The organism is Mangrovibacterium lignilyticum, assembly GCF_010882175.1.
GTDB lineage: Bacteria > Bacteroidota > Bacteroidia > Bacteroidales > Prolixibacteraceae > Mangrovibacterium > Mangrovibacterium lignilyticum.
Genome location: NZ_WKLH01000001.1, coordinates 405,891 through 425,989, shown reverse-complemented (window position 1 = coordinate 425,989; position 20,099 = coordinate 405,891). Strand labels below are relative to the sequence as shown.

Here is a 20,099-nt window from a genome sequence, read left to right as displayed (position 1 = left end):
TGTATTTGTGTTATTTTATTTCAATTTGAATGTTTGATTCTTTTAGTCCTTCTGCTGATGCCGTGAAGGTTAAGGTTCCGGGATTTTCGTTGGCTTGTACTACCGCAACGCATTTCCCGTAAAAAGCTTTGATTGTTGAACCTTTCATCGGTTCGTGACTGGTTTGGTCACCATTGTCAACTCCGGCAATAAAGCCGTCGCCGGTCACTTTAAACTGAATTTGGTTTGTTGCGTTGGGGCATAAATTCCCGTCAGCATCGCGTACTTCAACCGTAATAAAAGAAAGGTCGTAACCATCGGCTGACAGTTGATCGCGGTCGGCAATTAAGCGGATTTGAGCAGGCTCACCGGCAGTATGAATTTCTTTCTCCAGTACTACTTTCCCTGCCTTCCGGGACACGGCTTTAATGGTTCCCGGTTCAAACTTCACGCGCCACATCACATGCATGGCTCCGTTTTCCTTCGTTTTCGCGCCTTGCGAAACACCATTGACGAACAGTTCTACCTCGTCGGCATTGTTGTAGTAAGCCCACAGGTCAATGGTTTGGCCGGGCTCCCAGTTCCAGTGCGGGAATAAATGCAGCACATCTTTATCGGTCCATTCACTTTGATAGAGGTAGTATATATCTTTGGGGATACCGGCTAAATCAATGATCCCAAAATAGGAGCTGCGTGCCGGCCACCAGTACGGAGTTGGTTCGCCCAGATAGTCAAATCCCGTCCAAACGTACAGCCCGCTGATGAAATCGTTGTCGCGAACCATGCGCCAAACAGCCTCGTGGGTACTTCCCCAGGGAGCGTGACAGTTGTCGTACGACGAGCATTTAAACGACGGATCGCTGAAGGGAATATCCCAGCGTACCGGCCATTTGTAGATGCTGTCGCTCGGCATGCGGTAGTAACCGCGGGTCATCAGTGCCGAGGTACTTTCGGTAACAATAAACGGTTTGCCCGGGAAATTCGTTGGTACTTTACTGAACCAGCTCTCGTGGTAGTTGTAGCCGATCAGGTCGAGCGCGTTGGATTTAAAAAGGTGATTGTTCGGATTTGGTTCGTTGTTGCCGGTTGTGACCGGTCGCGTTGGGTCCAGCTCATGAACAATGTCGGCCAGTTTTTTGGTGAGCAACGAATTGACACTCATTTCACCGTCATTGGCCAATGATGAAGGATCGCGCTGAAAGTTGAGCAGCAAGTTCGCTTCCTGCGCATTTAGCGTGTCGGAGCCGGCATCGGTCCACTGTTCCAGCACTTCGTTGCCAATGCTCCACATCATCACCGATGCATGATTGCGATCCCGTAGGATGTGGTCGGTCAGGTCGCGTTCGTGCCAGTCCGGGAAATATTGGGAGTAATCGTAGGTGGTTTTGCGTTTGCGCCACATGTCGAAGGTTTCGTCCTGAACGATGAAGCCCATTTTGTCGCACAGTTGCGGCAGCTCCGGTGCAGGTGGGTTGTGCGATGTGCGGATGGAGTTGCAGCCCATGGCCTTTAGAATTTCCAGCTGACGTTCCAATGCGCGGGTGTTGATGGCTGCGCCCAAACAACCCAGGTCGTGATGATTGCACACACCCAAAATCTTCAGGTGCTCGTCATTCAAAAAGAAACCTTTTTCCGCATCGAAGCGGAAGGAGCGAATGCCAACCGTTGTCTCGTAATTGTCGACCAGCTTATTATCGACATATATTTCAGTGACTGCCGTATATAAATAGGGATCTGTTGTTGACCAAAGTTGAGGATTTGCGACTTCCAATTCTTGATTGAGCGTTTTTTGTTCCCCGGATGAAAGACTGAAGGACTCTGATTTTTCAGCGACAACTTTGCCCTCCGAATCGATTATAAGTGTTTGCAGTTTTGCTTCTTTTGCTTCGGAGTAATTGTTTTCGACTGTCGTTTCAACTTTTACAGTTGCTTGTTTTTTACTCACTTTGGGGGTCGTTAGATAAGTACCCCAATGGGCGACATGCAAAGGCGACGTCTTTACCAGCCACACGTTGCGGTAAATACCGGAACCGGAATACCAGCGAGAGTTGGGTTGGTCATGATTATCAACCCGGACAGCGATGACATTTTCTTCGCCGAATTTCAGGTTTGGTGTTAATTCGTAACGGAATGAAATGTATCCAAAAGGGCGTTTCCCCAATAAATGACCGTTGAGGTAGACTTCGCTGTCCTTATAAACACCATCGAAATCGATAAAGATTTGTTTGTCAGCATCGGCTTTGTCTATATAAAATGTTTTGCGGTACCAACCGGTTCCGCCGGGTAAAGCTCCTCCTCCGGGAGTTGCCGGGTTAGCTTCGCTGAATTCGCCTTCAATACTCCAGTCGTGAGGAACATTTAGGGTTCGCCAGCTGGCATCGTCAAATTCAGGATTTTTGAAATCAGGCTGGTCGTCTAAAATGAATTTCCAGTTACGGGTAATTTTCTCGGTTTCGCGAACTGAGTGGTCACCGTCTGAGCAGGAATGAAAAAGGAAAGCAAAAAGCAGCAGTAGCGGAGCAATTTTCTTCATTGTTTAATTAGGTTAATCGTACTATTTTGGTGTGCCAATTAGCACATGTAAAGTTAAATTCAATCGCTGGGTTTATGGGCCTGTTTGCACTGGCTCGGCAATTGTGCTGTTAAAATAGGAAACTCTCATTTCACTACAAACGGCAACTGTTTCAAACCAGTCCCTTTTTACAAAAAGCCCCCCATTTCGAAACATTATGGATGGTTCACCAACCTTGTTTTACGGCCGAATCGTGCAACTGCAATGAAATATTGGGGATACCTTTCCTTGTCATCGCAAGAAAAAAATGAATAAAAAGTTGATCAAACTGTAATGGAAATATCATTCGAACTACTAATGGAACATTCAATGAGCTGAAGGTATAATTTGGATTAATTTTAAGTTAGGATTTTCGATACTTACATTCCGTGACCGTTAAGTCAATATTATTATCTTCGACATACAAAAGGGGGAATTTCAAACTAGAATACTATGATGAATATGAAGAAACTGGCAGTTTTACTGCTGAGTGGGCTTTTTTTGAATTCAGTAGCCTGGGCACAGGAAGATTCGACAAAAACAGAAGTAGGCTACGAATTTACTACGATTAACGAACTTCCATATACACCTGTAAAAGATCAAAACCGATCCGGAACCTGTTGGTCTTTTTCAACAATTGCCTTTTTAGAATCAGAAATGTTGCGAGCCGGAAAGCCTGAAACGGATTTGTCGGAAATGTATATCGTTTGGCATACTTACCTTCAAAAGGCGGTGAAATATGTTCGTTTACACGGAAATATCAATTTCGCTGCCGGTGGTGCTTTTCACGATGTGACTGAGATGATTAAAGAATACGGCATCGTTCCTGAATCGGTTTATGACGGACTGAATTACGGTGAAGAAAAACATGTTCATGGCGAATTCGATAATATGTTGCTTGATCAGGTTAAAACAGTGGTAGAGAACAAGAATAAAAAGCTGAGTACTGCCTGGCTCGAAAGTGTTAAGGGGACGTTGAATGCTTATCTTGGAGAGCTGCCCGAAAGCTTTAAGTATGAAGGAAAAACCTATACGCCACAAAGTTTTGCAAAAAACTATGTGGGCTTGAATATGGACGATTATGTGGAGCTGACTTCATATACTCACCATCCGTTTTACAGCAAATTTATCATTGAAATTCCGGACAACTGGATGTGGGGAGAAGTGTACAATCTTCCGTTGGACGATTTGATGGCTGTAATTGATAATTCCATTGAGACCGGTTACAGCGTCGCTTGGGGAGCTGATGTGAGCGAAAAAGGCTTCAGCACTTCACGCCAGGGAATTGCCGTTGTACCCGAAGCTGATTTGACTGAAATGTCGGATGCTGAGATTGCGAAGTGGGAAAGCCTCTCGGAAAAAGAAAAGAGTGCCGAGCTTTATAAATTGGAGAAACCGGGTAAAGAAAAGGAAATTACGCAAGTGATGCGTCAGGTTGCATTTGATAACTACGAAACTACGGATGACCACGGCATGCTGCTGGTTGGAACCGCCAAAGACCAAAACGGTCAGCTATATTATAAAGTAAAAAACTCCTGGGGAGAGTACAATAAATACGATGGGTGCTTTTATGCTTCAAAGCCTTATGTGGCTTATAAAACCATGAGTATCATGGTGCATAAAGACGCTATCCCGAAAGATATTCGAACCAAATTAGGTTTGTAATTACCAAGGTCATCCAATCGGATGGCCTTTTTTGTTTGCCGCTTTATCCTGAACGTGTTTGGGAACCGCCCAAATTGGATCTTTAAACCATCTTTAGAGATGAATCTCATTAAGGTTCTTATATTTGCGACTGAATTCAAATAGCTATATGGATAAACTAACGGTTATTGTAACAACCTATAATAAACCCGAATACCTCTCTAAAGTACTGCTGGGCTTCACTATTCAATCGAATCCTAATTTTGAAATTGTTATTGCAGACGATGGTTCTAAGGCTGATACCAAAGAAGTAGTTGAATGGTATAGAGCGAATACCGAACTTGACATTGAGCATGTTTGGCAAGAAGATCAGGGCTTCCGGAAGTGTGCCATTCTCAATAAGGCCATTGTTACGGCAAAATCTGATTATTTACTTTTTACCGATGATGATTGTGTTCCCCGGAACGATTTTATCGAGGTTCACCTTCAAAATGCAACTCCCGGCTATTTCTTAAGTGGCGGCTATTTCAAACTCAACAAAACAGTTACGTCCAAGGTCACTGAGGAGTCTATCCGCAATCAAGATATTTTTCGCAAGGAATGGTTGATGGAGAAAGGGCAGGAGAGAAACTTCAAACTGAATAAATTAAGAGGAGATGGCTTGATTACCGGGATGTTGAATCGGATTACTCCGACTAAAGCGACCTGGAACGGTCACAATGTTAGTGGGTTTAAAGCCGATATTATTCAGGTGAATGGCTACAACGAAGACATGGCTTATGGTGGCCTTGACCGGGAGTTGGGAGAGCGACTTATAAATATGGGGATCAAAGGGAAGCAGATTCGTTATAAGGCAATTTGTGTACACTTAGATCATTCAAGACCATACAAAACGAAAAAGCTGGTGCATAATAACCGATCTATTCGGGATGCGGTGAAGAAAGATGGTATTACGTTCACCCCCAGCGGGATTGACAAATATTTATAAGAGAATGGGATATCAGAAGGCGACGCTTATAATTTCAGTATACAACAATACCACAGCTTTGACCGCTGTTCTTGAGTCGTTGAAACTTCAAACCAATTCTAATTTTGAACTGATTATATCGGAAGATGCGGAGCACGAAGAGATGCGATGCTTTATTCGCGATTACGACTATCAGGGAGAGTTAAATCATTTGACGCAGAAAGACGACGGCTGGAATAAAAATGCAGCTTTGAATAAGGCTATACAAGCGTCGAAAACTGATTACCTGATTTTTATTGATGGAGATTGTGTGCTGCATCCCCGATTTGTGGAATTCCATTTGCTGTTGGCTGAAGAACAATCTATCCTGGCGGGAAAGCGAATCAAACTTGATTCTGAAAGCTCTGCGATGTTATTGGATTCAAGGTTGAAGCCGGAAGCGATGAACGGTTATGTTTTGAAGAATTTTAAGCGAATTAAAAATCGCGGTGCAGGCTTTGTTGAAGAGGGAATTTTTATTGATCCGAAATCCATTTGGGGTTTTATTCCCGGAATGCGCTCAATGTACCAGTTGAAAGGTTGTAATATGTCTTTTCCGAAGAAAGCAATAATCGCTATTAATGGATTTGACGAGGATTATATTCGACCAGCGATTGGAGAGGATATTGATTTAGGCTGGCGTTTCGAGCAAGCCGGTTATAAGTTGAAATCAGTCCGGAATTTGGCAGTGCAGTATCATCTTTATCATCCCGAGAATTGGACCGATCAATCAGAAAACATCCGGGAAATGAATGTCAAAAAGGCACAAAACCTTTTTGTCTGTAAGAATGGACTTCGCAAGCTGTCATAACAAACTTTATTTATTATCAGGTTTTCATTTAAGATGGCATCCGCATCCGGTTTTTTCAGAGGCTTGCCCTGGATTTTTAAAAAGGGTGACAGTTGCCTATTGCTGGAAATGGGATTAACAATTTGCCTCGATCCAAATTTCTTTATTACAACTTCGTTAAGAGCATTAACACCTTGCAACAATTTCAGACTGAAACTTGAAGGAAATGTAAAGCCTTGTTGGCTCGAATTTAATGTTAGCCCGATAGCTTTGAAACAGTTTATTTGGTGAAAGCCCTCTAATGTGGAACTTTCTCCAAAGTAACCTAAATTCAAGGTAATGGCAGGCATGAATATGAAGTTTCAGGTACTGGAAAATAAGGGTTTTCGGTGGTTTCTTCTCGCTTACATCTTTTTCCTGATCGCTGGTTTATTTGTACTGGCACTGACCAGTTATGGAGATGTTGTGCTGTTTATCAACCGATTTTCGAGAATGGAGTGGGATCGAACTGCAGACTGGATTACCCGAATTGGATTGGGGAGTACCGCGGTAATTGTCGCCCTGGGGTTCGCCTTGTATAAACTACGGTACACCCTGATGCTATTATTCAATTTAGCGTTGGTTGGATTGCTTACCGGAATTTTCAAAAATTTGCTTTTCTCCAATATCGCACGTCCGTTAAAGTATTTCGACCCGGAGGCTTTTCATCGCATGGTTCGCTTATTCGACTACAATTTGCTGCACAGTTTCCCGTCCGGACATTCTATGACTATTTTCGCCGTGATGAGTTTGCTGGCGTATTTCGTTGGCAAGAAGTATGCGGGGCTGTTTTTCGTTTACATCGCGGTTGTTGTTGGGTTAACCCGCATCTATTTGTTGCAGCACTTTTTTATTGATGTTTTAGCCGGATCATTGTTGGGGATTATTTGTACCCTCACAACCATCTGGTTGGGAGATCAAGTGGTGAAACTGAATAATCGTCACCTGTTTGAAAATCCCTTTCTTGTCCGTCAAATTCGTCGCAGTTTTTCTACTTTTTTCTGGTAATCAAAACCGTTGTTGGCTTTTCAAAGATATCATGCGCTTCGAAACTTATTTCGGCACTTTGTGGTAATTCAATTTGATCGACTTTGTCTTGGGTTGAAATGATAACACCTTCCGGAAAATGCTCAAAGAAACCGGCAATTTCATTTTCTTCAATTTCTGGTATTTCCTTTTTTAGGCTGAACGAAAAGGAAGCGTTAAACTTTCGGAAGTAACGAACCTCTTTGTTTTCTATCAAGTGAAAACTTTTTGCTACCGGATTTTCCCGATCGATTTTCGGAAATACAAAGCCGAAGAAGATAATTGCTACAGTTAGTCCACCGATTAAAATCAGACCTAAGGAGCTGGCTGTTTGACGGCGGTAATAGAAAAAGACTGCTACTGAAATGAGAATTGGGAAGGGTAGGAAGTACCAGCTTACATCCGAAACTACTGACAGCGCCGGATCCGTTTTGAGAGCAACCAGCAGAGCAGGTATTAGAATCAACGAGATGGCAAAAATGATCCAGATTCCGGTACGGAAGGCTTTAAAATTATCCCATTTGGCCTGCATGAAAAGTGCCGTTAAAACAGCCAGAAAGGGAAGTGCCGGGACCGTATAATTCGGGAGACGGGTGCTTGAAAGTATGAAGAAACCCACAATCGTTAATCCGGCAATTAGGTTGAAAAGCGTAAAATGATCTTTGTGGTTTTTAAACGCATGCCTGATCGCCTGCGGTAAAAAAACGGAAAAAGGAAACAGGCCAACCAACACAAACAATATTGTTGTCATAAACGTGCCTCCATGTCCTTCCATTTCGTTGGCAAACCGCTCCAGGTTGTGTTTCATGAAGAATCCTTCAGTCCAGGATCCATCAGTTTTAAAATGAACGATTATATACCAGGGCAGAGCGATTAGCAAAACCAGTAACGCACCGGAAAATGGCTTCAGTTGTTGAATGATTTGCCATTTTAATTGCTTGCTGAAAAGAAGATATAGTAGGAAAATTAGTCCCGGCAGAGCGATGGCGATCGGACCTTTGGCAAGAGTTCCCATGCTGATAGCGACATAAAATGATAAGCCGTAAATGAATTTCTTTTCCTGCAGAAACAGGAAGAAAGAGATGATTGCAGCTGTTGTGAAAAAGACAAGGTATGGATCGGGAACAGCCAAATGGAACTGGATATTCAGGTGAACAGAGGCAAGCAAGACCATGGTGGTTAGCAAAGCTGTCTTCGCCCCGGCGTATTTTCGGGTAAACAGGTACGTGATCAATACGGTCAGAGCTCCGAAAAGTGCCGAGAAAAACCGGGCAGCAAACGGATTCACACCAAATGCCGAGTAGCTGATCATCATGAGAAAGTAATGTAAGGGTGGTTTATCTGTCCGAAGAATTTGGTTAAAAGTTGGCACAATGAAATCGGATCGTTCGAGCATTTCACGGGCACACTCAGCATTTTTTGCCTCATCCAGAATGTAGATGCTTGCGGCTCCACTATTGTAGAGATAAAGCAGCCAGGCGAAGGTGAAAATCAGCCAGGGCAAATATTTCCATTGACTTATTCTGTTGAACATGTATTCTAAATTTACAGCATTCCTTTTCAATTCGACGCCAAAAGTAGGAGAAACACACACGCTGATTTCCTCATTAATTGAAATCTGTTGGTTTTGTAGCTGAAATTTAATCGGATGCAGTCATCCGTTTCTTCTTGTAGAATCTTCTTGAAATGAATAAATTATCTGATTTCTACGCGTGTTAATACTCGAAGTTCAACAAGCAAGCGTTCATTTACGACATTAAATCCAACTGTCTTAGCTTCTTTTTTATAAATTCGTAGCGCATTTTGGCAAAAAAATAAGGACACATTAAGATGAAAGAATTAAGTCTGGTTGTTTGCGTCTACAACGAAGAACAAAATATTAAACCGCTGAGTGAACAGGTAAAGGCTGCGCTTGCAAGTTTCGATTATGAAGTTTTGTTTGTGGATGATGGAAGTACCGACACCACCCGCGATGAAATCCGGGCGATAAATGACGAGCGTTTTGTTTTGGTTGAGTTGAAACGGAATTACGGACAAAGCTCAGCGCTGCAGGCCGGAATTGATCAGGCAGAAGGTGAATATGTTGCTCTCATTGATGGTGATTTGCAAAATGATCCGGCTGATATTCCGATGATGCTGAAAATGCTGAAAGATGGCGATTGGGATATGGTTGCCGGCGTGCGTGCAAATCGTAAGGATGGTGCTTTTCTTCGCAAAATACCCAGTAAAATTGCCAACTATATTATCCGAGAATCCACCGGAACGCAAATGCGCGACCTGGGCTGTACGCTCAAGGTTTTCACAAACGATTCTATAAAAAGCATTCATATATACGGCGAACTTCACCGCTTCATTCCGGTGCTGCTGGCTTTTGAAGGTTCAACCCGACTGACACAGGTCGATGTGAACCACCGGGCTCGTGAGTTTGGCCGTTCAAAATACAACTTGAGTCGTACTACTCGCGTCTTCAGTGACTTGGTTCTGATGTTATTCCTTCGGAAATACCTGCAACGGCCCATGCACTTTTTCGGTAAACTCGGTCTTGTCACCTTCGGAATTGGCGCAATCATCAACGTCTACCTGTTAATTCTAAAGATTTTCGGACAGGATATCTGGGGGAAACCACTGCTGGTGCTCGGGCTCATTTTGTTGGTTGCCGGTATTCAGTTTATTACGACCGGTATTATTGCAGAAATGTTGATGCGGACTTATTTTGAATCGCAAAACAAAAAGCCTTACCGAATTCGCAAAGTAAGCAAAGCGGTATAGTGATTTTGGTTTTGGAACTTTGACGGTTCAACAATGATTTCGGTTACTCTTCCTTGACTCCGAAGGTATTCTTGGCACCGCTAAATACCGTCTTCCACCAGTAGTTCAATGTCGATTTGTTTGGATCGCGGTAATAGTGGATGTCGTCAGGAAGCAGGATTCTTGTTCGTGGATTCTTGGATTTCAACATGAGGCTATTAGCCAGAAAGCTCAGGAATTTGGCTTCTTTGGTGTTCCCGTTTTTATGGGCGAGAATGTAAATCTTCAAATCGTCGTAAGCAAATCGAAGTTTCCCGTTGGCCAGCACTGAATCTCCGGAAAATTCGAACTCAAAACGATTTAACTGTCCCGATCGAACAGAGATTGAAGCAGCGTTTTCGGTAATTGGGTTCATGGCAGTTAGGTCGAACGGACTGAGCGAACCTTTCGCGCTGAACCGGTTAGTTACTGAGTTCATATCGAAGGTGAATCGTGCTTTCAGTTCACTGGCTCCCATTAATTTGGTTGATGCATTCAAGTGCATCTCCGGTTGTGTTGATCTCAGGTATTTCAGGTTTGTAAACGGATATAGCGTAGCCTCCAGTTTCTCAAAACTGACCCTTCCGGGCTCCGGTGTTTCCTCAATCTGTTCGTTGTAGATGATGTTGGAGTTTGAGAGTTTTACGGAGTCAAAATAAAAGGGCAAATCAATATTTCGAATCAAATCCTGGAGCAATGGTGGATGTTGGTCTGATTTCAATGGCTGCCGTTTGTCCCGGTATATCAATAGATTTATCTGATCGATGTCGATGTTTTTGCCGGTAAATTCATGCCGTTCAAACCATCGGTCCAAATCAATATTTTCAAACTTAATTTGATGAATATCGCCGGAGTAGTAATCTTGTTGATAGTTGATGAACTGTTGAAACTTGTCCGGCCCGTATCTCGGAATAATGTGCAATCCGGTCAACGACATATTATTCCCGGTGGTTGTATACATAAAACGATCGATCAACAGATCATACAGCTTTTCGTTGTCGGTGTATTGAATATTTCGCCGTGTGATGGTCAAATCTTTTGCGCCCAAAGGTTGGGTTGATATTGTACTGTCGAGCATGAATTCATTCAATTCAATATCAACATGGTGTAACTCCCGCTTTTCCTTTTCGCCGATTATGTTGAAACTGGCGTCGTTCACCTGTACTAGGCCGGCTGAAAGTTCGTCCATAATCGCATTCAAATCCGGTGTGAGTTTTACATAGAGCGGGTTAGCTTTTCTCGTACTTTCCCGATGCCTGAGGTTGACAACCGGGTCGGTAAACACAATCCGTGACGCGTGAAAACGGTTGTGGTCGAATGCGTCTGTGGGATCGAGCTTTTCGAACTGTAGTCGCGGCAAGTAGATGGACAGTATCTGCTTCTGGTTATCACCGTTGTTTTTAATGTTTAACTCTTTCAGATCCAACAGCTGATCGACGGACGAAAAATGAATGTTTTGAATATTGATAGCGTAGGGTACCTTACTTGGTGTAAGTTGTAAATTCTGCAGGTTTGTTTCAATGCTCTCCGACGAGAAACGAGCGGTGTTATTATTCTCAGTGCGTTTTAGGGTGGCATGTTTCAATTCTAAATTGATGGTTGAGGCAAGCAGTTGCTGTTTGTTTTCTTTGCTGCTTTTGTAAATCGACAATTTACCGTCTTTCAGATTTACACTCTCCAGAGTCAGTTCTTTAACTTCTTCGGGAAGCGGAACGCTCAGATCTCTAAAATTGAATTTTTCATCTCCTTTTCGGTTCTGATAAAGCTGAATCCGGGGCGATAGAATCTCAAAGGACCCGGCATCCAGCGTTTGATGAAATACGACTTTCTCCAGGTCAATTTTATTCAAATTAATACGGGGAACACTGATCTGAATGTGCCAGGGCAGCTTGTTGTAATCCGGACTGCTTATCTCGGGGTAAAGTAAGGCATTTTTAATCGTTGCAATGGAGTCGCTCGAGTTGAAGCTAATTTCGCTGGCTTTCAGGTAGTGAACGTTATCTGATAGTTTGAACAGGTGATCTTTAATTGTCAGGTCGAAGGCGTCGGAGAAGAGCATCCGGTTTGAATGAAGCTCGTTTTCATTCAGTCTGAATTGATCCATGTTTAGGCTGAAGCTGTTGGTGAGGTTGATTGTTTTCCCCTTTCTGCTGTGGTTGATAAACTGAAAATCGCCGTCCTCAATCGAAATTTGGTGAATGTTGATATCGGTGATATAGTTGTTGAGGAGATCGTAAAATTCATCCAGATTCACTTGGCTCTCGTTTTTGCGCTGATGGGCAAAAACCTCGAAGTAGATTTTGGGTTGATTGATTTTAAAATGGTTAATGTTGAGTTTTTTGCGGAAGAATGCATGATGGATGTCTGTATTCTGCAAGCTCAAATAGGGAATCTTAATGTCGTAAAGTTCCGAACGGTTGAGCTTTCTGAGTGCTCTTTCCGGATTTCTCGATTTATCAGGAAAGAGATGGAGTTGTTGTATTGTTGCCAGACTTTGCAAACTCGACACCTTGATTTCTTTTACGGTAAGCATGTGCAGCTGGTCTGCCAGTTTCATCTCGTAGTTCTTAAAGGTCAGCTCCAGGTTTGTCGCAAAAAAGAGTTTGTCGGTTTGACGGGCACTAGCTGAATCCAATGAAAAGTCGGTCAATTTAAAATCAAAATCTACAGAAATATGGCCGTCATCATCTTTCTTTCGATAGTCGTTGAACTCTAAATGCCCGTTTTCTATAGCGATCAAATTGGCATAAACACCTTTGATGTAGTCTCTGATGAATTGATATAGCAAGCTTTGCTCATCGTGGTGGTTGTCGGTATTGTCAGCCAGCTGGGTTAGAGTCAGCTCGGGTTGATAGATCGTCAAGCCTCTTAAGGGCATTTCGCGAAAATGGAAGAGTCGAGGCAGATTTATTTGGTTAATAATCAAACTGTCACAGTTTAAGGTCGCAGTGACTGGCAGGTTGTGGTTTTCCTTCGTTGGTGTCAGACTGATGGATTCGGCCTTCATCAGGCTATCGAAACTTGAAACTTCAAGGTTATTGGCTCTAAATTCGTGAACCTGGTCGTTAAGTTTCAGTAAGTACGAGTTAATCTTAAGTTTGAAATTGTCGGAGTAAAGTACCTTATCGGTTTGATTTGTTGCAAGCGAATCAATCTCGAAATTGATCGCCTTAATTGTTATTCCTTTTAGCAACTGCGAGTTGTCTATTTTGGGATCTTTGGGTTCAAAGTAGAGCCGGTTGGCTTGCATGTCGAGGTGATTGACCCGGATGTAATTGAAATCGTTCTTAATCAATTCATATAGATCGTATTTTTTCAGTTCTTTAAAATTGAGCTGTTTTGAGTCTTTATTGGGTTTGACGCGGATGTCACTATTGTTGATCACAACAGAATCGATGCGCACCGAATCATTGCCCAGGATGTCCCGCAGATCATTCGATTTCAGTTTTATCTCCGGTATTTTAATCCAGTAATAGGTTGCCGATTGGTTCATCGTATCTGTTGGATACAAGTACATATCTTTTCCGGTGATGCTTCTGTTTTCAATTGAATAGGTGAGTTCAGCGACCTTCAGATGATGAATGCTATCACCAAGCATGCGATTGAAGTCTACAATTTTCAGGTAGATATCGTCAGCGTTAAAAAACTCATCTTCCTTGCTGATAATGCTTGAGTCCATGCGGAAATTTCGAATGCCAATGTCAAGATCTCGGATGGAGTTTAAGGCTGTTGAATGGTCCTTTATTTTGTAATGCGCCAGATGTGCTTGCTCCAGTTTGATGTCTCCAATTAAAATGCTCTTTAAACTGGAATCGAAAAACGGTTTTAGCTTTTGGAACAACGCTTTCTTGTCCATCGCGTCACGTTTTTGCCCGTCGGTGCCAAATATCTCAAATTCCGGTTCCTTAATTTGGAGCAGCTCAATGGTCAGTTGTTTGTGGAGCAGGAAATCGAAGATCGAGATCCCACTTGCTTTCAACTGTGTCGATGAAATTGAGTAATGCGTTTGATTTGTTTTTTGGGGAATGAGTCTGACAGAATCAATCCGAATAGTTTGCGTATACAGGTTGGCTTTTATTTCGGAAAAGTATAATTGGTATTCCCCCTTGCTCGATTCCAGGATATATTCGTTGATGTGGCGTTTAATGTAGCCGGGGGCAGACAAGGCAAACCATACAAGAATTGCCGCTAAAGCTACGAGGATAGCTGCTGCAATTTTGCGGAATCTTTTTTTCCGTATCGATTTTCGTTTAGCGCCCATTCCTGTTTGTTTATAAGGCTGATAACGTTACTAAAAATAGATTTTAATTTTCATTTAGGACGTGATCAAAGAAAAAAAAGCGAAAATATTTTGTTAAGTTGTTGCCGTTCAGTAAGTAGTGCTTAGGCGCTTTGGGTTTCTATTATTTGAGTTTTAATTGGTGTTATGTCGATTCAGTAATTAATTCGTCAAATGCTTGAACAGTTCTTATACAATAATGGTTTTTGGAGATACCTCGCATTCATAATTTAAAATGAAATGAAAAACAGACAACTTAAAAATTATCTACTACTGACAGTTCTCGCTGTCGCAGCTGCTTGTGGAACACAAAAGCCAAAGCCGGAGGCATTGGATACCGCTGTGCTGCATGATGATGGAAAAACAGCCGTTGTTGAGAATGTGCAGCAACATCCCGGGGAAAAAATTTACGATAAGAATTGCAAGGTTTGCCATCAGGTTAACGGGCAAGGAGTGTCGTCAATTTTTCCACCTCTGACACCCAACTCGTTTATAGAAGATAAAGCGCAAATAATCGAGATTGTACTAAACGGAATGAAAGGGGATATTGAAATCGACGGAGAAAACTACAACGGCTTGATGACTCCACATAAACACCTGTCTGATCAGGATATTGCTGATGTAATATCCTACGTGCGATCAAGTTTCGGGAATGAATTGGATCCGGTTACGCCAGAGGAAGTTCAGTCTGCACGTTAAGGCTGGATTAATACAATGAAAAATAGCTTTGCTCTGGCCGCTTAGGCTAAGCAAAGCTGTTTTTTATAAAGTTTGTAGCTGTTTATTGAATGGCAAAGCGCGCAAAAACCTTGTAGTTCAATTTTATCTTTTGAAATCCAATCGCCTGTTCTGCAGGAGAGGCTGCGTCAGCTTGTTCAGCCATCATGCTCACGGCCATTGCTTTTCTGACGTAGGGCTGAATGTAGCTTTCGCGCTCCTGGAGAAACAGAATTTTGCCGGTTTGCTGATCAAGTGCACCGAGCAAATAATCTGCTTTTTCCTTGGCATTTTTCACCGCCATAATTTTGACCTCTTTTTTCAGCTCTTCCATTTTGCTGTGATCAACCCGGCTGATGGTCGCATTTTCAGCTTTTAGTTCATCCAGAATATCCCAAAGTTTACTTAGGTCATCTGTCGTCCCAATTTTCATCTGGTAATCTTTCGATGCCAACACATCTTTCTTTTTCCGCTTGATGTTCACGTAGTCGGAGTTGGCATCAGCCAATGAGAGGTTATTCAGATCGAAACCGTCAGAAGAGAGTTTCTTTTTGAGTTGGCTCTCCAGCTTGGTGAGGTCCGATTTGTTACGCCCATCGTATCGTTCCGTCAAACTAAACTGTAAATAAATTTCGTCAGGCATGACTTCCATTTCACCTTCTCCGGTTACTTCAACATAAGGAGTCGATTCGAGCGGGTTTGCCGGGGTTTGGGCTTTTGCGAGAGGACTAAGCAGTAAAAGTGCCAGCAATAGATAAATTGTTTTCATGGTATAAAATTTAAATTGTAATTTCTTCATTCTAAATTGCTTGACTGAAAGCCTGAATTTTGCCTTTATTCGGGCTTGATTTATGTATTATCTTTAGCAAAAATCATTTTTCATGGAGCCTTTTCTGAAGCAAGTTGCCCGTTTCTTATATCAATCTCAACCTGTGGGAATTGATCGTGTTACGATTGTTTTCCCAAGTCGTCGTTCGGGAGTCTTTTTCAACGCCTATTTAAATGAGATGGTTGAAAAACCGGTACTGGGGCCCGAGGTGATTACAATCAACGAACTTGTTTCTAAGCTGTCGGATGTGCAAATATCAGACCACATCAGTCAAATTCTTACACTTCATCAAATTTACAAAGCAGAAACGGGACACGACGAAGAGTTGGACGATTTCTTTTTCTGGGGCGAAATTCTGCTGAATGACTTCAATGATATTGACAAGTATTTGCTCAATGCCAACGATTTGTTTCGTAATATTTCGGATCTGAAGGACATTGAAAGTCGTTTTGAATATTTGAGTGCTGAGCAAAAGCTGGCAATTGAAAAATTTTGGGGAAGTATTGGAAAAGCAGGAGCATCGGCCAACCGTGAAAAGTTTATGCAAATTTGGAATAAACTGGCTTCCGTTTATAGCCGGTTTCGTGAAGAATTGAAGCAGGAGAAGCTGGCGTTCACAGGAATGGTATATCGCGATCTGGTTGAAAACTGGACAGAAGAAACGGAAACGTTTTTGAAAGCTGATCAATATTGGTTTGTGGGTTTCAATGCGCTGAATGCAGCGGAAGAAAAACTATTCCGGTATTTCAATAAACTCGGAAAGGGGAAATTCTTTTGGGATTTCGATCCGGCTTTTGTCGACGATGTTCAGCATGAAGCCGGCTTATTTATCCGTCGTAACCTGGTCACTTTCCCAATGCCTGAAGGATTTGAGCTGCAAGGTGGCGAGCCGGTTATGCGCAAAGTAAGTATCGTTTCGGTGCCGGGGCAGGTTTCGCAAACACAAGTACTTAATCATCCTAAGTTTGCTGTTCCCTTTAATCCTAAACTTCGTTTTGATGAGACAGCGATGGTATTGGCTGATGAGGGATTATTGGTTCCCATGGTGTCGGCTGCGGGTTCGCAATACAATAAAGTCAACATTACGATGGGATATCCCATTCAAAATACACCCGTTTTCAGCTTTATCAATCAGTTGATCGATTTGCAGAAAAATTACCGTTTTTATGGTGAGGAAGATGCCTATTACTACAAACCTGTGATTGCCTTGCTGAATCATCAGTTGTTGGTTGGCCCGCGAACCAAGGAAATTGTGCGGAGTATTCATCGGGAAAACAAAATCTATGTTCGGGCAAGCGATCTCAAACAAGATAAGTTGTTGGGCTTAATCTTTCAGCGGATCAACTCATGGGAGAAATATGCGGACTACCTGTTGAATGTTGTTCAACTGTTGGCGTTGCGGCTGTCCCGAAATGATGAAAAAGAGGAAGATCCGGCTTTGGAAGCGGAGTATTTGTACCAAGTTTACCTTGCCATTCAACGGCTGCAGGAAACCTTGCAGAAATACCATCCTGCGAAAATATCGCTGTCGTTGTATTACCGTATTTTGTTGCAGCATTTGCAGCGCATCAGTATTCCTTTTGAAGGTGAGCCGCTTTCCGGCTTGCAGGTGATGGGGGTGCTGGAAACCCGAAATCTCGATTTTAAACGATTGTTTATGTTTTCGGTCAACGAAGGTCGTTTACCTAACAATGCGACCACGCATTCATTTATCCCTTACAATTTGCGAAAGGCTTTCGGGTTGCCGGCATATGAAGAACACGATGCCATGTACGCCTATTATTTCTATCGATTGATTAATCGGGTAGAGGAGCTGGTGCTTGTTTATAACTCTTCGGCCGATGGAATGAATACAGGCGAGATGAGCCGTTATTTGTTTCAGCTGTTGTACGATTCTCCGGTGAAGCCGGAAGTGCTTCAACTTAATTTTGATTTTAAATCGACTGAGGCCAAATCTATTGCCATTCCATCGACAGCTAAAAGCAGGGAGTTGCTGCTGAATAAATACGCGGCACGACGGTTAAGTCCGAGTGCATTGAATGTTTACCTCGATTGTAAATTGAAATTCTATTTTAAATACATCGCAGGCATAAAAGAAGCTGATGAGTTGTTGGAAGATGTCGATCCCCGTTTGTTTGGAAACCTGTTTCACTTTGCATCGGAATTAATTTATGGCCGGTTCCAGGGAAAGCCGGTCGGGAAAGATGATCTGGATGCGGTGCTAAAGAATGAAGCTGTCATTCGAAAGGCTATTCACGATGCTTTTGTGCGGGAGTACTACAAGGACAAAGCATTGAAAGAAGTGAAGATTACAGGGAAAAATATTCTGATTGCAGAGAACCTGAAAACCTATTTGCGGCAGATGCTGGAAAATGATAAGGCATTTACGCCGTTTACGGTTGTTGAGTTGGAAGGAGACTGTGAAGCGGAATTTAAAATCGATATTGAAGGGCAAGAACGACGGATTAAGCTGGGCGGAATTGTTGACCGGATTGATCAAACGGCTGATGGTCTTCGAATCATCGACTATAAAACAGGGCGGAGTTTAGTGCTGGCTTTTAAAGATTTTCCGGAGTTCTATCGCAGAGAATCCGACAATCGTCCGAAAGAAATCTTCCAAACCCTGGTGTATTCCGAGATTTATCGGAGAATGAAGAGGGTGTCCAATATTTTGCCTTCAATTTATAAGATTGATACCTTCTTTACCGGTGATTTTGATCCGGCGATAAAAATGAAGGGACAGTCGTTGAGCTACGATCTGGTTTCGGAGCCTTTCACAGAAAGTCTGCAAGAATTACTGCAAGAGATTTTTTCTCCTGAAAATTGTTTCGATCAAACGCCTAAAAAGCGGAAATGTGAAAGTTGTCCGTACAATGCAATTTGCCGGCGGGTGTAGTTTACTCATGCCCTTTGAGTAAATCGGGGCGAAGGCGTTTGGTGCGCTCCCAAGCTTCTTTTTCTTTCCAGTCGTTTACTTGTTTGTCGTTGCCGCTCAATAGTATTTCCGGAACTTTCCATCCGTGGTATTCCGCGGGGCGGGTGTAAACCGGTGGACTTAATAGATTATCCTGAAAGGAGTCGGTTAGGGCCGAAGTTTCGTCGGACATGGCTCCGGGAATTAGGCGTACAATACTGTCGACCATAACTGCAGCTGCCATTTCACCACCGGTGAGCACATAATCGCCGATCGAAATTTCACGGGTAATCAGATGATCGCGAACTCGCTGGTCAACTCCTTTATAATGGCCGCAAAGAATAATAATGTTCTGATACATGGAGCATTGGTTGGCAATTTGCTGATTGAATATTTCGCCATCAGGACTGGTGTAAATTACCTCATCATAATCACGCTGAGCTTTCAGGTGGTTAATGGCTGCTTCAATCGGCTGGATGGTCATAACCATTCCCGCTCCTCCGCTGAAAGCGTAATCGTCAACTTTCCGGTGTTTGTCCGTTGAAAAGTCGCGGATATTGTGAACATGAATTTCAACAACACCATTATCCTGGGCACGCTTTAAGATGGAATGCTTAAAAGGACTTTCCAGTAATTCGGGAACAACAGTAAGAATATCGATACGCATAATTGAAAAAATTTCTGCAAAAGTAATAAGAATCGGGAATGGCGACACATAAATTTCACCCGAAAATACATTCGTAATTATCGATAAGATGACACAATGACTGTGTTTTGGTTTGAAAACGGAAAATATGGCATTGTTCTACGCGATGAGACTTCATTTTTGACCTGAAAATCGATTTGGAACAACGCTTGACTATAGAGAGGACAGAAAACAGAATTTGATAATTAAAATTTTTATAGGAGGACATAAAATGAAATTTGTAAAAGTAAATCCGGCTTATCATGTTAATGCAGTAGATCGTTTGTTGAATGATTTTTTTCAACAAGGTTTAAATCTGGATCGCGATGCTAAAAATGAGGTTGGTTTTCAGCCTGCAACCAATGTGTTGGATTTTGAAAATTCAGTCAAACTTGAATTGCAGATACCAGGTTTCAGTAAAGAGCAAGTCAAAATAACACTCGACAAAGACGTGTTAGTCGTGAAGGGTGAAGTTTCAGGCCAGGAAGAATCAGAAGCCACGCAAACACGCATCGAATTTAAAGCTGGAAATTTTGAGAAGAAGTTTAAGCTAAACGAAAGTTTAAATGTTGAAAAAATTCAAGCCAATTTCTCCAACGGTATTTTAACGCTAACGATTGAAAAGAAGGCAGTAAGCAAACCCGTTGTAAAGAGCATTGAGATCGGTTAAGTTTAAAGGATTATTAAAAGATTATGCCGTATTCTGTGAGGATACGGCATTTTTTGTAACTTATCATCGTGTTTACAGAATATAGTCGGTTATTTACTTGAGTATTCGTTGCGAAAATTCTATTTTCGTAGAATATAAGAGACCTGAATATCTGAAAATTACAAAGTAATTTTAATACCATTA

General features: G+C 42.4%; 13 protein-coding genes. 8 read left to right on the top strand and 5 right to left on the bottom strand.

The features are described from left to right. Nucleotides 1-10: 10 nt before the first annotated feature. Nucleotides 11-2,512 (bottom strand): glycoside hydrolase family 2 TIM barrel-domain containing protein, encoded by a 2,502-nt coding sequence (locus tag GJV22_RS01550; protein ID WP_163707700.1) that lies wholly within the window; start codon nucleotides 2,510-2,512, stop codon nucleotides 11-13. Nucleotides 2,513-2,983: 471 nt separating this feature from the next. Between GJV22_RS01550 and GJV22_RS01545 the strand changes: the two genes are divergently transcribed. The 4 genes from GJV22_RS01545 (at nucleotide 2,984) to GJV22_RS01530 (ending at nucleotide 7,017) form a co-directional block, all read left to right on the top strand. Continuing rightward, nucleotides 2,984-4,195 carry a C1 family peptidase gene (locus GJV22_RS01545; protein ID WP_238480259.1) on the top strand — a complete coding sequence of 404 codons (1,212 nt, stop codon included), beginning with the start codon at nucleotides 2,984-2,986 and terminating at the stop codon, nucleotides 4,193-4,195. Nucleotides 4,196-4,343: 148 nt separating this feature from the next. Then, nucleotides 4,344-5,162 carry a glycosyltransferase family 2 protein gene (locus tag GJV22_RS01540; RefSeq protein ID WP_163707697.1) on the top strand — a complete coding sequence of 273 codons (819 nt, stop codon included), beginning with the start codon at nucleotides 4,344-4,346 and terminating at the stop codon, nucleotides 5,160-5,162. 4 nt (nucleotides 5,163-5,166) lie between these two features. Then, a complete protein-coding gene (locus GJV22_RS01535; protein ID WP_163707694.1) occupies nucleotides 5,167-5,991 on the top strand; it encodes a glycosyltransferase in 825 nt (274 codons plus the stop codon). A gap of 318 nt (nucleotides 5,992-6,309) precedes the next feature. Further along, nucleotides 6,310-7,017 (top strand): phosphatase PAP2 family protein, encoded by a 708-nt coding sequence (locus tag GJV22_RS01530; protein ID WP_163707691.1) that lies wholly within the window; start codon nucleotides 6,310-6,312, stop codon nucleotides 7,015-7,017. Here the strand turns inward: GJV22_RS01530 and GJV22_RS01525 are convergent. Beyond that, nucleotides 7,001-8,569, bottom strand: coding sequence for an ArnT family glycosyltransferase (locus GJV22_RS01525; protein ID WP_163707688.1), 1,569 nt, complete (start codon nucleotides 8,567-8,569; stop codon nucleotides 7,001-7,003). The genes GJV22_RS01530 and GJV22_RS01525 overlap by 17 nt on opposite strands. 296 nt (nucleotides 8,570-8,865) lie before the next feature. Here GJV22_RS01525 and GJV22_RS01520 point away from each other — a divergent pair, with 296 nt between their 5' ends. Further along, nucleotides 8,866-9,804 carry a glycosyltransferase family 2 protein gene (locus GJV22_RS01520; protein ID WP_163707685.1) on the top strand — a complete coding sequence of 313 codons (939 nt, stop codon included), beginning with the start codon at nucleotides 8,866-8,868 and terminating at the stop codon, nucleotides 9,802-9,804. 43 nt (nucleotides 9,805-9,847) lie between these two features. Here GJV22_RS01520 and GJV22_RS01515 read toward each other — a convergent pair whose 3' ends face one another. Then, a complete protein-coding gene (locus tag GJV22_RS01515) occupies nucleotides 9,848-14,083 on the bottom strand; it encodes a hypothetical protein (RefSeq protein ID WP_163707684.1) in 4,236 nt (1,411 codons plus the stop codon). A gap of 258 nt (nucleotides 14,084-14,341) precedes the next feature. On the opposite strand from GJV22_RS01515, the gene GJV22_RS01510 reads away from it, so the two are divergent. Then, on the top strand, nucleotides 14,342-14,800 hold the full coding sequence (locus GJV22_RS01510; protein ID WP_163707681.1) for a c-type cytochrome: 459 nt from the start codon (nucleotides 14,342-14,344) through the stop codon (nucleotides 14,798-14,800). A gap of 82 nt (nucleotides 14,801-14,882) precedes the next feature. On the opposite strand, the gene GJV22_RS01505 is transcribed toward GJV22_RS01510, so the two are convergent. Then, nucleotides 14,883-15,587: an SIMPL domain-containing protein gene (locus GJV22_RS01505; protein WP_163707679.1), complete on the bottom strand. Its 705-nt coding sequence runs from the start codon at nucleotides 15,585-15,587 to the stop codon at nucleotides 14,883-14,885. 112 nt (nucleotides 15,588-15,699) lie between these two features. Here GJV22_RS01505 and GJV22_RS01500 point away from each other — a divergent pair, with 112 nt between their 5' ends. After that, nucleotides 15,700-18,543 (top strand): PD-(D/E)XK nuclease family protein, encoded by a 2,844-nt coding sequence (locus tag GJV22_RS01500; protein ID WP_163707676.1) that lies wholly within the window; start codon nucleotides 15,700-15,702, stop codon nucleotides 18,541-18,543. A 1-nt stretch (nucleotide 18,544) separates the two neighbouring features. Here GJV22_RS01500 and trmD read toward each other — a convergent pair whose 3' ends face one another. Continuing rightward, the gene (gene trmD / locus GJV22_RS01495) at nucleotides 18,545-19,228 is read right to left on the bottom strand and encodes a tRNA (guanosine(37)-N1)-methyltransferase TrmD (protein WP_163707673.1); all 684 of its coding nucleotides are present in this window, start codon (nucleotides 19,226-19,228) and stop codon (nucleotides 18,545-18,547) included. A 250-nt stretch (nucleotides 19,229-19,478) separates the two neighbouring features. Between trmD and GJV22_RS01490 the strand changes: the two genes are divergently transcribed. Beyond that, nucleotides 19,479-19,916 (top strand): Hsp20/alpha crystallin family protein, encoded by a 438-nt coding sequence (locus GJV22_RS01490; RefSeq protein WP_163707670.1) that lies wholly within the window; start codon nucleotides 19,479-19,481, stop codon nucleotides 19,914-19,916. Nucleotides 19,917-20,099 lie beyond the last annotated feature (183 nt).

Coding starts and splice junctions, on each gene's coding strand:
- GJV22_RS01540 (WP_163707697.1), top strand. CDS start 4,344: ATGGATAAACTAACGGTTATTGTAACAACCTATAATAAACCCGAATAC.
- trmD (WP_163707673.1), bottom strand. CDS start 19,228: ATGCGTATCGATATTCTTACTGTTGTTCCCGAATTACTGGAAAGTCCT.
- GJV22_RS01505 (WP_163707679.1), bottom strand. CDS start 15,587: ATGAAAACAATTTATCTATTGCTGGCACTTTTACTGCTTAGTCCTCTC.
- GJV22_RS01525 (WP_163707688.1), bottom strand. CDS start 8,569: ATGTTCAACAGAATAAGTCAATGGAAATATTTGCCCTGGCTGATTTTC.
- GJV22_RS01490 (WP_163707670.1), top strand. CDS start 19,479: ATGAAATTTGTAAAAGTAAATCCGGCTTATCATGTTAATGCAGTAGAT.
- GJV22_RS01520 (WP_163707685.1), top strand. CDS start 8,866: ATGAAAGAATTAAGTCTGGTTGTTTGCGTCTACAACGAAGAACAAAAT.
- GJV22_RS01530 (WP_163707691.1), top strand. CDS start 6,310: ATGGCAGGCATGAATATGAAGTTTCAGGTACTGGAAAATAAGGGTTTT.
- GJV22_RS01550 (WP_163707700.1), bottom strand. CDS start 2,512: ATGAAGAAAATTGCTCCGCTACTGCTGCTTTTTGCTTTCCTTTTTCAT.
- GJV22_RS01515 (WP_163707684.1), bottom strand. CDS start 14,083: ATGGGCGCTAAACGAAAATCGATACGGAAAAAAAGATTCCGCAAAATT.
- GJV22_RS01545 (WP_238480259.1), top strand. CDS start 2,984: ATGATGAATATGAAGAAACTGGCAGTTTTACTGCTGAGTGGGCTTTTT.
- GJV22_RS01510 (WP_163707681.1), top strand. CDS start 14,342: ATGAAAAACAGACAACTTAAAAATTATCTACTACTGACAGTTCTCGCT.
- GJV22_RS01500 (WP_163707676.1), top strand. CDS start 15,700: ATGGAGCCTTTTCTGAAGCAAGTTGCCCGTTTCTTATATCAATCTCAA.
- GJV22_RS01535 (WP_163707694.1), top strand. CDS start 5,167: ATGGGATATCAGAAGGCGACGCTTATAATTTCAGTATACAACAATACC.